This is a genomic window from Castellaniella caeni NBRC 101664 (assembly GCF_001592225.1).
Classification (GTDB): Bacteria; Pseudomonadota; Gammaproteobacteria; order Burkholderiales; family Burkholderiaceae_B; genus Castellaniella; species Castellaniella caeni.
On sequence record NZ_BCWN01000004.1, the window covers coordinates 173087 to 188219 of the forward strand.

General features: G+C 66.8%; 8 protein-coding genes. 4 read left to right on the plus strand and 4 right to left on the minus strand.

Going from position 1 to position 15133, the window contains the following annotated elements; translation table 11 throughout:
* Positions 1–49: 49 nt before the first annotated feature.
* Positions 50–2350, minus strand: a complete 2301-nt coding sequence (gene parC / locus CCA01S_RS04225; protein ID WP_066454516.1) for a DNA topoisomerase IV subunit A — start codon at positions 2348–2350, stop codon at positions 50–52.
* 9 nt (positions 2351–2359) lie between these two features.
* Positions 2360–4321: a DNA topoisomerase IV subunit B gene (locus tag CCA01S_RS04230; protein ID WP_066454518.1), complete on the minus strand. Its 1962-nt coding sequence runs from the start codon at positions 4319–4321 to the stop codon at positions 2360–2362.
* A 151-nt stretch (positions 4322–4472) separates the two neighbouring features.
* Here CCA01S_RS04230 and trxA point away from each other — a divergent pair, with 151 nt between their 5' ends.
* From trxA to gdhA, 3 genes are all read left to right on the plus strand, one after another.
* A complete protein-coding gene (gene trxA, locus CCA01S_RS04235; protein WP_066454520.1) occupies positions 4473–4799 on the plus strand; it encodes a thioredoxin TrxA in 327 nt (108 codons plus the stop codon).
* 91 nt (positions 4800–4890) lie between these two features.
* Entirely contained in the window at positions 4891–6147 is a 1257-nt protein-coding gene (gene rho, locus CCA01S_RS04240; protein WP_066454522.1) for a transcription termination factor Rho, read from the plus strand.
* Between the two features lie 13 nt (positions 6148–6160).
* Positions 6161–7501 (plus strand): NADP-specific glutamate dehydrogenase, encoded by a 1341-nt coding sequence (gene gdhA, locus CCA01S_RS04245; RefSeq protein ID WP_066454523.1) that lies wholly within the window; start codon positions 6161–6163, stop codon positions 7499–7501.
* A 126-nt stretch (positions 7502–7627) separates the two neighbouring features.
* Here the strand turns inward: gdhA and CCA01S_RS04250 are convergent, their stop codons facing one another.
* The gene (locus CCA01S_RS04250) at positions 7628–11587 is read right to left on the minus strand and encodes a YhdP family protein (RefSeq protein ID WP_066454525.1); all 3960 of its coding nucleotides are present in this window, start codon (positions 11585–11587) and stop codon (positions 7628–7630) included.
* Positions 11588–11721: 134 nt separating this feature from the next.
* On the opposite strand from CCA01S_RS04250, the gene glnE reads away from it, so the two are divergent.
* Positions 11722–14496, plus strand: coding sequence for a bifunctional [glutamate--ammonia ligase]-adenylyl-L-tyrosine phosphorylase/[glutamate--ammonia-ligase] adenylyltransferase (gene glnE / locus CCA01S_RS04255; RefSeq protein ID WP_066454532.1), 2775 nt, complete (start codon positions 11722–11724; stop codon positions 14494–14496).
* 63 nt (positions 14497–14559) lie between these two features.
* Here glnE and CCA01S_RS04260 read toward each other — a convergent pair whose 3' ends face one another.
* Entirely contained in the window at positions 14560–15012 is a 453-nt protein-coding gene (locus tag CCA01S_RS04260) for an antitoxin PaaA2 family protein (protein WP_066454534.1), read from the minus strand.
* Positions 15013–15133: the final 121 nt, after the last annotated feature.

Consider the following 15133-nt stretch of genomic DNA (forward strand, 5'->3'; position numbering starts at 1 on the left):
AAAAAAATGTCACAGAAGCAGGCATTCTATCGCGCGTGAACCGCCCGGCCTACTTGGCAAACAGGCTGGGCTGCTTGATCTTCACATCCAGCAGCTTGCCCTTGCGCGCCCGGCGCCCGGTGTACTCGGCCAGATCGTCCGGCGACAGCACGAGTTCAGTGTCGCGGGCGCGATAGACGCCGCGCAGCACGAGCCCCGTGGGCCCCACCCCGGCCCATTGGGCCAGACGGTCGCCGGTATCCAGCCCCATGAGAATGGTGCCGCGCCCACCGCCCGAGAGCACCTTGAACTCGTCCAGCGCCACCACGAGGAACTTGCCTTTCTCGCTGAACAGGGCCACGGCCTGGTCGTCGGCGCGCAACAGCAGCGGCTTGAGCAGGGTGTCGCCCTTTTCGACCGTGATGAACTGCTTGCCCGCATGCTGGCGCGTGGCCAGGTCGCCCACGCGCGCCACGAAGCCGTAGCCCGAGGCCACGCCCAGCAGCACGCGCTGCTCGGGCGGCGCCACCAGCATGTGCACGATGCGGCTGCCCGCCTCCAGCGTCAGCATCGCGGTGACGGGCTGACCATCGCCCCGGGCCGACGGCAGGCTGGACACCGGCACGCAATAGCTGCGCCCAGTGCTGGAGAGGGCCAGCAGGTCTTGCGTGCTGCGGCATTCGACCACGTCGTAGAGCGCATCGCCGGTCTTGAAGCTGAACTGGCTGGCGTCGTGCCCATGGCCCTGGCGCACACGCAGCCAGCCCTTTTGCGACATGACGACGGTGACCGGTTCGTCAACCACCTGCGCTTCCAGCACGGCCCGGTCGGCAGCCTCGATGAGCGTGCGCCGATCGTCGCCGTACTGCTTGGCGTCGGTCTCGATCTCGCGGATCATCAGGCGCTTGAAGGCCTCGGGGTTGTCCAGCAGATCCTGCAAGGCCTGTTGGTCTTCACGCTTCTGGGCCAGCTCTTGTTCGATGCGGATGCCCTCCAGGCGGGCCAGCTGGCGCAAGCGCATTTCCAGAATGTCGTCGGCCTGGCGTTCACTGAGCGCAAAGCGTTGCATCAGCGCGGCGCGCGGCTCTTCGGCCTCGCGGATGACGCGGATGACCTCATCGACGTTGAGGTAGACGATGCTGCGCCCTTCCAGGATGTGGATGCGGTCGAGCACCTTGTCGAGCCGGTGGCGCGTACGCCGCGTGACGGTCTGCGCGCGAAACGCCAGCCAGGATTCGAGCACCTGGCGCAGGCTGCGCTGGCCGGGCCGCCCATCGGTATCGATGCACACCAGGTTGAGCGACACATTGCCTTCCAGGCCGGTGCGCACCAGCAGGAGATTGACGAATTCCGTGCGGTCGATGGTGCGCGACTTGGGCTCGAACACCAGGCGCACGGGCGCATCCTTGCCCGATTCGTCGCGCACGGTGTCGAGCAGACCCAGCACCAGGGCGCGGTTTTGCTGCTGCTCGGCCGACAGCGTCTTTTTGCCCGCGCGCGGCTTGGGGTTGGTCAGTTCTTCGATGGTTTCGAGGATTTTCTGCGACGAAGCGCCGGGCGGCAGTTCGGTGACCACCAGCTGCCACTGGCCGCGCGCCAGTTCTTCAAAGTGCCAGCGCGCCCGCGCCTTCAGTGTGCCGCGCCCCGTGGCGTAGATTTGCGCGATGTCCTCGGGCGCGGAGATGATCTGTCCGCCGCCGGGAAAATCCGGCCCTGGCACCAGGGCGTAGAGATCGGCATCATCCAGCCCAGGCTTGCGCAACAGCGCCACGCAGGCCTTGGCCACTTCGCGCAGATTGTGCGAGGGGATTTCGGTGGCCATGCCCACAGCGATGCCCGAAGCACCGTTGAGCAGCATGATGGGCAGGCGCGCGGGCAGGCACACCGGCTCTTGCTGGCTGCCGTCGTAGTTGGGCGTGAAATCGACCGTGCCCTCGTCGAGCTCGTCGAGCAGCAGGCGCGAAAACGGCGTCAGGCGCGCTTCGGTATAGCGCATGGCCGCGGCGTTGTCGCCGTCGCGCGAACCAAAATTACCCTGACCATCGATGAGCGGATAGCGCAGCACGAAGTCTTGCGCCATGCGCACCATGGCATCGTAGGCGGCCTGATCGCCGTGCGGATGATACTTGCCCAGCACGTCGCCCACCACCCGGGCCGACTTCACGGGCCGGGCCTGCGGCCCCAGCCCCATGGCGTCCATGGCATACAGAATGCGCCGCTGTACGGGTTTCTGGCCGTCCGACACCTCGGGCAGGGCGCGTCCGCGCACCACCGAAACGGCGTAATCCAGGTAGGCCTGTTCGGCATACTGGGCCAGCACCAGCGATTCATCACCGCCTGCATCCGGCAGGCTCGGCATGTTTGCATCCATCGGTTTTCCTTACACGTCCAGTTCGGCCAGGTTGCCCTTTTCTTCGAGCCAGCTGCGCCGCTGATTGGCCTCGCCGCGCGCCATCAGCATGTCGAACATCCGTACCGAATCCGGACGCCCGGTGTCACCGTGGCGCACCCGCGCCAGACGGCGCGTGTCCGGGTTCAGCGTGGTGTCCCAGAGCTGCTCGGCATTCATCTCGCCCAGGCCCTTGAAGCGGCTGATGCGCCAGGCGCCTTCGCGTACGCCTTCGCCGCGCAGCTTTTCCTGCACGGCATCGAGTTCGAGCTGATCAAGACAGTACAGCTTGCGCGCCGGGCGCTTGCCTGCGGCGGGCACGTCCACCCGAAACAGCGGCGGGCGGGCGATATACACATGGCCCGCTTCGATGAGGCGCGGGAAATGGCGCAGGAACAGCGTCAGCAGCAAGACCTGAATGTGCGCGCCATCGACGTCGGCATCCGACAGAATGCAGATGCGCCCATAGCGCAGGCCCGACAGATCGACGTCCTGCCCCGGCGCGTGGGGATCGACGCCGATCGCCACGGAAATATCGTGGATTTCGTTGTTGGCAAAGAGGCGGTCGCGCTCGACCTCCCAGGCGTTCAGGATTTTGCCGCGCAAGGGCAAAATGGCCTGAAATTCTTTGTCGCGCCCCATCTTGGCCGAGCCGCCCGCCGAATCGCCCTCGACCAGAAACACTTCGGTGCGCGCGGCGTCCGACGATTCGCAATCGGTGAGCTTGCCCGGCAGCACCGCCACGCCCGAGCCCTTGCGCTTTTCCACCTTGCGCGCCGCCCGGGTGCGCGCCTGCGCCTGGCCGATGGCCAGTTCGGCCAGGCGCTTGCCGTATTCCACGTTGGCGTGCAGCCAGAGTTCCAACGCATTGCGCACGAAACCGCCCACCAGGCGCACGGCGTCGCGGCTGTTCAGCCGCTCTTTGATCTGCCCCTGGAACTGCGGGTCGAGCACCTTGGCCGACAACACGAAACTGGCCCGGGCAAAGACGTCTTCAGGCAACAAGCGGATGCCCTTGGGCAGCAGATTGTGCAGCTCGGCAAACGACTTGACCGCCGTGAACAGGCCCTCGCGCAGGCCCGATTCGTGCGTGCCACCCGCGGGCGTGGCGATCAGGTTGACGTACGACTCGCGCACCACCGCGCCTTCGGCCGTCCAGGCCAGCACCCACTGGGCGCCCTCGCCCAGCGCGTACTGCTCGTCGTCTTCGGCGGCGTACTGCTGGCCGGCAAACAGCGGCACCAGGGGCTCGGTGCCCGCCAAGGCCTCGCTCAGGTAACCCTTCAGGCCCGCCTCGTAGTGCCATTCGCGCTGCTGGCCCGATTTTTCCAACGTCAGCGTGACGCGCGTGCCGGGCAGCAGCACGGCCTTGCTGCGCAGGGCGTGTTCAAGCTCGCCCAGCGGGATCTGCGCCTGGTCGAAATAGCGGGCGTCGGGCCAGGCGCGCACGCGCGTGCCCGAGCGGCGCTTGCCCACGGCCCCCACCTGGCGGAGCGGTTCGACCACGGCCCCATCGGCAAAGACGATGCGGTATTCGCCGCCGTCGCGCCACACCGTGACTTCCAGCCGACCAGACAGCGCGTTGGTGACCGACACCCCCACCCCGTGCAGACCGCCCGAAAACGCGTAGGCGCCGCCGTCAGCCTTGTTGAATTTGCCGCCCGCGTGCAGGCGCGTGAACACGAGTTCGACCACCGGCGCGTGTTCTTCGGGGTGCTCGCCCACCGGGATGCCGCGCCCGTCGTCTTCCACCGACACGCTGCCATCGGCATGCAGCGTGACGGCAATGCGGTGGCCAAAGCCCGCCAGGGCCTCGTCCGCCGCGTTGTCGATCACTTCCTGGACGATATGCAGCGGATTGTCGGTGCGCGTATACATCCCGGGCCGCTGGCGTACTGGCTCCAGCCCCTTCAGAACCCGAATCGACGATTCGTCGTAGCGTGCAGTGCTCACGAATATGCCCCATCAACCATCAAAAAGACCACCATTTTACGAAGATAATGGTATGCTTATCGACATCGGGCCCGCCGCGCCCCGCTGCGCGATTACACAATCTGGCCCCCGCCTTCCCTTTTCCAGCATTTGCGCACTGACCGCACACACTATGAGCGACTCCATCAAGCACGTAAGCGACACGTCCTTCCAGGACGACGTGCTCCAATCCGATCTTCCCGTTCTCGTCGACTACTGGGCCGAATGGTGCGGCCCCTGCAAGATGGTCGCCCCGCTGCTCGATGAAGCCGCTAAGCAATACCAGGGCCGGGTCACCATCGCCAAGCTCAACGTCGATGACAACCCCGACAGCGCCAGCAAGTACGGCATCCGTGGCATCCCCACGCTCATGCTGTTCAAAGACGGCAAGGTTGCCGCCACCAAGGTGGGCGCCCTGTCCCGTAGCCAGCTGCAGGCGTTTCTCGACGAATCCCTCTAGTCTCCCCTACCTGTTGCGTTGACCTCACGCGCGGGCCCGTTCCTGGCCCGCCGTCAACCCGACGTTTGTTTCTTCCTTTTCTCCCTTTCCCATGCACCTGAACGAACTCAAAGCGCTGCACGTTTCGCAGCTGCTCGACATGGCCGCCGGTCTCGAGATCGACAACGCCAGCCGGCTGCGCAAACAGGAACTGATGTTTGCCATCATGAAACGCCGCGCCAAGCAGGGCGAACAGATCTTCGGTGACGGCGTGCTCGAGGTGCTGCCCGACGGCTTCGGTTTCCTGCGCTCGCCAGACACCTCGTACCTGGCCAGCACCGACGACATCTACATCTCGCCGTCGCAAATCCGCCGCTTCAACCTGCACACCGGCGACTCCATCGAGGGCGAGGTGCGCACCCCCAAAGACGGCGAACGCTACTTCGCGCTGGTCAAGGTCGACAAGGTCAACGGCATGCAGCCCGAGGCCATCAAGCACCGGATCATGTTCGAGAATCTCACGCCGCTGCACCCCGACGTGCCGATGGTGCTCGAACGCGACATCAAGAGCAAAGAAAACATCACCGGGCGCATCATGGACATCTTCGCCCCCATCGGCAAGGGTCAGCGCGCGCTCATCGTCGCCAGCCCCAAGTCGGGCAAGACCGTGATGATGCAGCACATCGCGCACGCCATCACCAGCAACTATCCCGATGCCGTCATGATCGTGCTGCTGGTGGACGAGCGCCCGGAAGAAGTCACCGAGATGCAGCGCACCGTGCGCGGCGAGGTGGTGGCCTCCACGTTCGACGAGCCGGCCACCCGCCATGTGCAGGTCGCCGAAATGGTCATTGAGAAGGCCAAGCGCCTGGTTGAGTTAAAAAAGGACGTTGTCATTCTGCTGGATTCGATCACCCGGCTGGCACGCGCCTACAACACCGTGGTTCCGGCCTCGGGCAAGGTGCTCACCGGCGGGGTCGATGCCAATGCCCTGCAGCGTCCCAAGCGCTTCTTCGGTGCCGCGCGCAACCTTGAAGAAGGCGGCTCGCTCACCATCATCGGCACGGCCCTGATCGAAACCGGCAGCCGTATGGACGAAGTGATCTACGAGGAATTCAAGGGCACCGGCAACTCCGAAGTGCACCTCGAACGCCGATTGGCCGAGAAACGTATTTACCCGGCCATCAACCTGAACAAATCCGGCACGCGTCGCGAAGAGCTCCTGATCAAACCCGAACTTTTACAAAAAGTCTGGGTGCTACGCAAATTCATCCACGACATGGATGAGATCGAGGCCATGGAATTCATCCTGGACAAAATCCGGGCCACCAAAAACAACGCCGAATTTTTTGACATGATGAAGAAATAAGCGAGCATCTTTCATGAGTCTTCCTTCCGTCGAGCAGTTTCTCAGCCAGCTACAGGCACGCGACCCCCATCAGCCCGAATTCATGCAGGCTGTCAAAGAAGTCATGCACAGCCTGTGGCCTTTCATCCAGAAAAATCCGCGTTACGCCAGCCAGGCTTTGCTCGAACGCATCGTCGAACCCGAACGCGCATTCCAGTTCCGCGTCTGCTGGATGGACGACACCGGCCACACCCGCGTCAACCGCGGCTTTCGCATCCAGCACAGCTCGGCCATCGGTCCCTACAAGGGCGGCATGCGCTTTCACCCCTCGGTGAACCTGTCCATCCTCAAGTTCCTGGCCTTCGAGCAAACCTTCAAGAACGCGCTCACCACCCTGCCCATGGGCAGCGGCAAGGGTGGCTCCGACTTCGACCCCAAGGGCAAGTCCGACGCCGAAGTGATGCGCTTCTGCCAGGCGCTCATGACCGAACTCTTCCGCCACCTGGGCCCCGACACCGACGTGCCGGCGGGCGACATCGGCGTGGGTGCGCGCGAAGTGGGCTTCATGGCGGGCATGATGAAAAAGCTCTCCAACCAGACGGGCAGCGTGTTCACGGGCAAAGGCCTCACCTTCGGCGGCAGCCTCATCCGTCCCGAAGCCACGGGCTACGGCGTGGTCTACTTTGCCGAAGAAATGCTCAAGAAATCCGGCCAGTCGCTCGAAGGCTACCGCGTCTCGGTCTCGGGCTCGGGCAACGTGGCGCAATACGCCATCGAAAAATGCATGCAGCTGGGCGCCCGCGTGGTCACGGTGTCCGACTCGCACGGCTGCGTGGTCGACCCCGAAGGCTTCACGCCCGAAAAGCTGGCCGCCCTCATCGAGATCAAGACGCAAAAGCGCGGCAACGTCGAAGAATACGCCAAGCAGTTCGGCCTCACCTACGAAGACGGCAAGCGCCCCTGGCACGTGCCGGTGGACGTGGCCCTGCCCTGCGCCACGCAAAACGAACTCGAAATCGAAGACGCCAAGACGCTCATCGCCAACGGCGTGCGCTGCGTGGCCGAAGGCGCCAACATGCCCTCCAGCATCGAAGCCGCCAACGCCTTCATCGCGGCGGGCGTGCTGTATGCGCCGGGCAAGGCCAGCAACGCGGGCGGCGTGGCGGTCTCCGGTCTCGAAATGAGCCAAAACGCCCAGCGCCTGTCCTGGACACGCGAAGAAGTGGACGCCAAGCTGCATGCCATCATGCGCGACATCCACGAAAACTGCGTGCGCTACGGCAGCGACGACGGCCAGGTCAACTACCTCAACGGCGCCAATATCGCCGGCTTCGTCAAGGTTGCCGACGCCATGCTGGCCCAAGGGGTGTACTAAATGCCCGCCACACAGATGTCAGCACATCCGTGAAAAAAGCTCCCTCGGGAGCTTTTTTCTTGTCCACGGCAAGCCGCCGCACAGGGCCATTGCGGGGCGGGACGCCGACCGCCGCGCGGGCGCCGCTTACGACGCAGGCTTGACCGACTGCTGTGCCTGAGCCACCGGCACGTCCTGGATTTTTGGGTCGTCCCAGGTGCCCGTCACGTGATAGCGCAGCGTCATGGCCTTGGCCAGCGGCGTCTTGAGCAGCCACTGGGTGACGAAGGCGCCCAGCCCCACCAGCGGGTTGATGGCGATGCCGGCGGCCAGCGCCGCGCCGCTGATGTCCAGATTGGGCACGATGACGGCCTGCAGGTTGAAGGTCTTGTCGAGGATGTTGGTATCGCCTTCAAGCAAAATGGTGCCCACCGGGCCGATCACCTTGTAGTCGTGCGCCTGCACGACCCCCTGGCGCAGGCTGAGTGAGCCCAGCAGTCGGTCAAAGGGGAAACCGTCCTTGGGCAGGCCCAGCAGGCCTTGTTCGAGACGGTTGAGGCGGGTAAGCGACTGCAGGGACAGCACCTCCAGCAGCTTGGCCGTCTGCGAGCCGATCTTGAGAAAACGCCCCTTGCCCAGCTCGATCTGCAGCTGGCCTTGCAGGTCGGCCTTGTCGTGGTGCCAGGGCAGGTTGCGCCACTCGAACTGCCCCTTGAGGCTGCCCTGCCCGCCCGACAGCATGCCGGGCCAGCCGGCCCGGGTCAGCCACTCGCCCAGGTCGCTGGCCGCGACGTCCGCCTTGAGCGTCAGCCCCCGGTCGGGGCCGCGCAGGCGCCAGACGCCCGTGCCCTGCAGCAGCGCGGCATCGTCGCCCATGCGCAGGTGGCTCAGCACCCAGTCGTGCCGTGCGCGGTCGCGCGTGCCCTCGAGCGCCAAAGCCCCCATGGCGCGGCCATAGAGGCGCAGCTCGTCGGCCTGCAGAACGATGCCCGGGATATCCAGATCGTCATCGACGACCGTCTCGTCATCCGGGTCGGCCTGCGGCAGCAGCGAATGCGAGTCGCGCGGATCGTCGCCCAGGCTCAGGCGCGCAAAGCGCCCCGACATGCGCCCCACCACCTTGCCGTCCTGCTCTTGCCACTTGAGCGTACCGGTGGTCTGCCGCGAGCGCAGATTCATCGACCACTGCTCGGCGGGCGTGCGCGTCACGCGCAGGACGGCCTGATCGAGGCGGGTGTCGAGCAGGCGCAGCTGGTCGGTCTGCAGGCTGAGCAGGGCCAGATCGGGCCACAGGGGCCTGCGCGCCGCCCCCTTGGCCACAGAAGTCTGGCCGCGGCGCGGGATCGAGAACTCGTTGACGAGGCGGTTCCAGTAGTCCAGGTCGAAGAGCGGATAGGACAGGCTCAGGCGCAGGCCGTCGGCCTGGGTGTCGGGCGCCTGGCCGATGCCGATGGCGGCCTGCTGGAAATAAGGCCCCGTCTTCTGGCCGCGCGGATGGCGCAGCGCCAGCACGACGTCGGCGCCATAGTGGACATCGAGCGTGTCGGCCTGTGCGTCCGCGTCCGACCAGCGCACCCGCAGGCTGCGCGGCTCGGTGTCGGGCTTGGCCAGAGGGGCCGGAAAATCCAGCGCCAGGCCGCGCGTGTCCGATTCGAGATCCAGCACGTAGTCGTGCCCCTGCTGTGCAAGCCGCGCCTGATAGTCCGCCGTCCCCGTGATCCGTCGCATCCCCGGCACGCCGACGAAAGCGGCCAGGGCGGCGGACGTCACGCGCCCGTGCAAGGCCAGCCCGGACGCGCCGCTGCCGCCCAGCGCGCCGCTCACCCGCATCGGCCCGCCCAGCCAGCGCGCCTGCAGCGGCTGGGCGATCTTCACCCCGTGCTCGTCGAAGTGCAGGCTGCCGTCGATCTGCTGGAAAGCGGGCGACTGGGGCAGAAACCGCAGCGTGGCGTCTTGCAGATCGACGCGGCCCTGCACGCGGGTCTCCAGCGTATGCATCAGGGGGATGGTCAGCGACAGCGCCACGCGCCAGTCGCCCGCCCCCGTCGCCTCGTCGAACACCCCCCTGAGCATGTGCGCCAGCGGCGTCTGCCGGATGAGGCCGAGGTAGGCGCCGCCATCGGCGGCCGTCTGGCCGGAGACCTGCAAGGTAGCGTCGTGTTCAAGATCGGGGATACGCGCCCGCAGGCCGCTGAAGGCGATGGGTTGGCCCTGGATGGGCTCCATCAGGGCGCGCGAGGCCGTCAGCCGCAAATCCATGCGGTGCAGGTCCGCCGTGCCGTCCATCCGGGCCAGCAGCGGCCACAACGGCGGTGCGGCGGGCGGGCGGGCGGCGGGCGCCCCTGCGGCAGACGCGCGCTGCGCTGCGGGGGCGGGCTGCGCGGCACCAGCGTTTTGTACGGCACCGGGCTGCGCCGGCGCTTGCGGCACGAACTCGATCTGCACATCCCGGTACGGCCCCCAGACGCGAAAGTCGCCGGCCTGGGGATCCTGGGTGAAGGGGAACTCGTCCAGCTTGCCCCGCAGCAGCCAGCGGGCATCCTGCAGCGTGCCTGCCTGCAGGCCGTGTTCGAGCCAGCTGCGCGCATCGGCGTTGACTTCGCGCGGCAGATAGCGGTGGATGGCATCAAAACGGGCCCGCGCGATGGTGCCCTGAAAATCGGCCGACCCCGCCCCGCCATCGGCCAACCAGCGCCCGGCCCCCTGCAGCGCGATATCCGGGTTTTGCCACGCGAAGCGCTGAAGGTCGAGCGTCCATCGCCCGGCATGGCTCACCCGCCCCTGGGCCGACACGCTGCCGAAGTCCAGCGCATGATCGAACCAATCGGCCTGCCGCAGCCGGGCCTGATCGATACGCAGCTGGAAAGCCAGCCCGTCGGGCGGATTCTGCCGCGGGTACGGCTGTGCCTCGGGCTGCACCGGAGTCCCTGGCTGCGCCGGAGACTGTGCCTGGAGCCGGGGCTGAGGCTGAGATTGCGGTTGCGGTTGCGATTGCGGCTGCACCCGGGGCTGCGAGCCGGGACGCTCGCTTTGCGCGAGCTGCCGCCACTGATCCAGCCCGCCCTGGGCCCAGATTTCGGCGCGGGGCACCTGCAGCCCGCCCTGGACGCCCAGCGCCCACTGCAGGTTTTGCACGCGCATCTGCGCCGTCAGCCGTGGGGACTGCGGCGAGGCCTGGGCTTCACTTTGCAGCCAGAACCGGGCATCCAGCCGCCCATCGCCCATTTCGGGCGGCAGGTCGAGCCAGGCCCGCCAGGCCGGTGCCTGCGCCTGCGACAGGTGCAGCCAGGCGCCAAACTGCCCCAGGTGGCCCATGCCATCCCCAACCCCGGCGGCCGCCCCATCGGACGCGGCCTCGGGCGCGGGGGACGCCGCTGCCACCGCGGAGGGTGTCGGCCTCCGCGGTGGCAGCGGATCCAACAGTGAGTCGAGAGCGGTACGGTCGGACAGGCGCGCCCGCAGCGCCAGTCGCGCGGAACCCACCTCGGGTGCGGTGGCGTCGAGCGCAAGCCCCAGCCCCTGAGGCCCCTGGCGCTGCAGCACGGCCTCGACGTCGCGCAGCAGCAGTTCGGGCGCCTGGCGCACGCGGTCGTGCCAGCGCAAGGTGCTTGCGTGAAAGGCGATGCGGGGCTGCGACAGCAACCACGAAAGCCAGGCGGGCGTGCCGCTGGATTCCGTGTCGTCGAGCACCTGCCCGAGCACCCGCAGGCGGCCATCGGGCAACCGTTCGATAGAAAGATCCATCCCGCGCACGTCGAGGCTGAGGCCGATGGGCCGCGCCGCCCCCAGGGGCAACCACTGGAATTGCGCCTGCAGCTGGGGCACCGTCAAGAGCGGCCGTCCGCGGGCATCGGCAATGTGGACGTCGCGTGCTCGCAACTGTGGACGCCAACCCCGCCAGACGAGCTGCAAGGGCCCCAGCGTGACCTGCTCGCCCAGCGCCCGGGAGGCCGCCTGGGCAATCTGCGGACGCCAGCCGTCGATGGTCGGCGCCACTGCGTAGCGCGCCACGAGCAGCGCCACCCCCAGCACGAAGTACAGGCCCACCGCGAGTACCAGCGCACGGCGCCCCCAGCGGTGAATCAAGGTTGAAATGGATTGGCGCATGCCAGGTTTTGCGTTATGTTTGAGCCCCTGCCAGCCTGGTCTCGGCGGACCGGGCACCCCGTGTGGTTCATGCGTTCGGACGGATGAGACAAGCAGACGGGACACCGCCTCAGCAAACTGCAAACCAAACAACAATGCCCAGCGCCATTATATTAGAGCCCGCCTTGCAATGGTCCGGCGTACTGCGCCGCCATCTGGCCGCGCATCCCCAGGATCAGGGTCGCCTCATTGCCGACAGCGTCGAGCCGCTGACGCGCAAGACCCTGCAGCAGTGGTACGAGCAGGCGCTGGCGCACGACCCGGCGCCCGAGCGCGCCCCCCTGCAGCGCGCGCTGCGGCAGCTGCGCCTGCGCGTGTTCCACACCCTGATGGTGCGCGACCTGGCCGGCCTGGCGCCGCTGCACGAGGTGGTGGCCGCCATGTCGGCGCTGGCCGATCTGGCCGTGGGGCAGGCCTACGCCTGCGCCATGCGCACGCTGATGGAAACCCACGGCACGCCGCGCCATCCCGAGACCGGCGCCCCGCAGGACATGCTGATCCTGGGCATGGGCAAGCTGGGCGGCAAAGAACTCAACGTCTCGTCGGACATCGACCTCATCATGCTGTACGACGAGGAAGGCGAAACCGACGGGCGGCGGCGCATCAGCCACCACGAGTTCTACGGCAAAGTCTGCCGCCTCATGATGCCGATCCTGTCCGAACTCGATGCCGACGGCTACGTCTTTCGCACCGATCTGCGGCTGCGCCCGGACGGCGACAGCGGGCCGCTCGCCTGGAGCCTGGCCGCGCTGGAAAACTATCTGGTCGCCCAGGGCCGCGAATGGGAACGCTACGCCTGGCTCAAGGCCAGGCTCATCCCCTGCCCGCTGTTCGACGACACCCATTTCACGCGCCAGGGGCAGGCACTCGAATCCCTGCGCCGCCCCTTCGTCTACCGCAAATACTTCGACTTCGACGCGCTCTCGGCCCTGCGCGGCCTGCGCGAGCGCATCCGCCAAGACTGGCAGCGGCGCGCCAGCGCGCGTCACGGGGTGGACACCCAACACAATATCAAGCTGGGCGAAGGCGGCATCCGCGAGGTGGAATTCGTCATTCAGCTCAACCAGCTGATCCGCGGCGGGCGCCAACCCTCGCTGCAGCAACGCAACCTGCTGGCCGCCCTGCGCAAGCAGCACCGGGCCGGCATTCTGGACGACGCGCAGGCCAGGGGGCTGGAAGACGCCTACTGCTTTCTGCGGCGGCTCGAACACCGCCTGCAATACCGCGAGGACGAACAGACCCACCTGCTGCCGCGTGACCCCAGCGGCATGGCGGCCCTGGCGCAGGCCATGGGTCATGCGGACATGGCCAGTTTCCAGGCCGTCCTCGAACGCCACCGGGCCTACGTCGCCCACTGTTTCCAGGATGCCTTCCGCATCGCGGGCATGGGCGGCGAGGCCCCGGCGCAAGACCTGGAAGAAGTCATCGAAGCCCTGCCCGCAGGCAATCTGTCCGACGAACAGGCGCGCGACATGCAGACGCACATCGACCACCTGCTCGACAGCCACCGCATCCAGAGCCTGCCGCGCGTCAGCCAGGAACGGCTGCAGGCCCTGCTGCCCGGCCTGGTGCGGGCAGCCACCCAGACGGACAACCCGCCCGGCACCCTGCTGCGCCTGCTCGACCTCGTCGAGCACATCGCCCAGCGCAGCGCCTACCTGGCGCTGCTGGCCGAATACCCCGAAACCCTGGCGCGCGTGGCGCGCATCGTCAGCGCCAGCCCCTGGGCCTCGCAATACCTCACGCGCTACCCGTTGCTGCTCGACAGCTTGATCGAATGGCGCAGCCTGATGGAGGCGCCCGACTTCCCGGCGCTGGCCGAACAGCTGCGCACCGACCTGGACGCCTGCGTGCTGCCCGACGGGCAGCCCGACGTCGAGCAGCAGATGAACCTGATGCGCGACGTACAGCACCAGGTGACATTCCAGCTGCTGGCGCAAGATCTGGAAAACACGATTTCCGTCGAGGGCTTGGCCGACCATCTTTCGGCACTGGCCGACCTGATGCTGGCCGAGGCCATCCACCGGGTGTGGCCGCAGGTGCTGCCGCGCGAGCGGCGCGCCAACCCCGGCACACCCCACTTCGCCATCATCGCGTACGGCAAGCTGGGCGGCAAAGAGATCGGCTACGCCTCCGACCTCGATCTGGTCTTTCTGTACGACGACCCCGACCAAGAGGCGGGCGAACGCTACGCCAAGCTGGGGCGGCGGGTGGCCTCGTGGCTCGCCACCCTCACGTCCTCGGGTCGGCTGTACGAAATCGACCTGCGCCTGCGCCCCGACGGCGACGCGGGGCTGCTGGCCCTGCCCATCGACGCCTTCGAGCACTACCAGCTCAAGCAGGCCTGGCCCTGGGAACACCAGGCGCTCACCCGCGCCCGCTTCGTCGCGGGCGACCCCGCCATCGGGGCGCGCTTCGAGGCCTTTCGCCAACGGATTCTGCTCATGCCGCGCGACATCGAGGCCTTGCGCCGCGAAGTGCTGTCCATGCGCGACAAAATCTCGCAGGGCCACCCCAACCGCAGCGCCGACTTCGACATCAAGCACGACCGCGGCGGCATGGTCGATATCGAATTCATCACGCAGTTCCTGGTGCTCAGCCAGTCGGCGGCGCATCCTGAGTTGTTGGGGAATCTGGGGAACATTGCGCTGCTGGGGCTGGCGGCACAGGCGGGCCTGATCCCGGTGGTGCTGGCGGCCGATGTAGCGGACGCTTACCGGGTGTTCCGACGGCGGCAGCATGCGTTGCGGCTGCAGGGGGCGGAAAAGGCACGCGTGCCCGCCAGTGAACTGGTGCGGGAACGGGATGCGGTGCGGCAGTTGTGGGGGGTGGCGCTAGAGGGGGGCTGTCCTGGGCGATGTAATCCATGATCACAATACGGTCAGCCCGCGCCTCGGGACGCCACACCACCCGCACGGGCTTGGCCGCGCCGCTCATTGCATGGCCTTGGCCCGCAAGGCGGCGCGGCGCTTGGCAAATTCGGCCTTCATGTCGTCGTTGGAGATCGAGGGCCGGGGATCGTTGCGGCTGGCCTCAACCTTGCCTCGCAGCCACTCATCGTAGGCGGCGGCTTCATGGGCACGGCGCATCCGCTCGGCCGCATCCGGGCGTTTGGGAGTTGAGGCTTTCGGGGACTCTGGCGAGTAGTTCGCCGCGTCCACCTGGTAGCGATTCAGGCCCATGTCCTTCAAGTAGCTGGCCAGCGTCTCGAAACGTCGCCACACGCGCACCGGGCCGCGCTTGACGGCAATGGCCCGCTCCGTCATGCCGTACTGCACCACGACGCCCCAGCCGCCAGGCTGACCGATCACCGTTGCACTGCGCACGGCTCCGGCCTCAACCAGGCGCGTGAGCGTGTGGTGGTCGATGGTTTCAGAGGTAGACATAAAACACCCTTCGGGAAATCACTTAACAGCTAGTATTGTGCTCGAACAGTAGATATTTGGGAACCGTGCTATGCGTCATGGCTGCGGCCCCCTCTGTCACACCACAAGTCCGCTGAGTTGA

Coding starts and splice junctions, on each gene's coding strand:
- parC (WP_066454516.1), bottom strand. CDS start 2,350: ATGGATGCAAACATGCCGAGCCTGCCGGATGCAGGCGGTGATGAATCG.
- trxA (WP_066454520.1), top strand. CDS start 4,473: ATGAGCGACTCCATCAAGCACGTAAGCGACACGTCCTTCCAGGACGAC.
- rho (WP_066454522.1), top strand. CDS start 4,891: ATGCACCTGAACGAACTCAAAGCGCTGCACGTTTCGCAGCTGCTCGAC.
- gdhA (WP_066454523.1), top strand. CDS start 6,161: ATGAGTCTTCCTTCCGTCGAGCAGTTTCTCAGCCAGCTACAGGCACGC.
- CCA01S_RS04250 (WP_066454525.1), bottom strand. CDS start 11,587: ATGCGCCAATCCATTTCAACCTTGATTCACCGCTGGGGGCGCCGTGCG.
- glnE (WP_066454532.1), top strand. CDS start 11,722: ATGCCCAGCGCCATTATATTAGAGCCCGCCTTGCAATGGTCCGGCGTA.
- CCA01S_RS04260 (WP_066454534.1), bottom strand. CDS start 15,012: ATGTCTACCTCTGAAACCATCGACCACCACACGCTCACGCGCCTGGTT.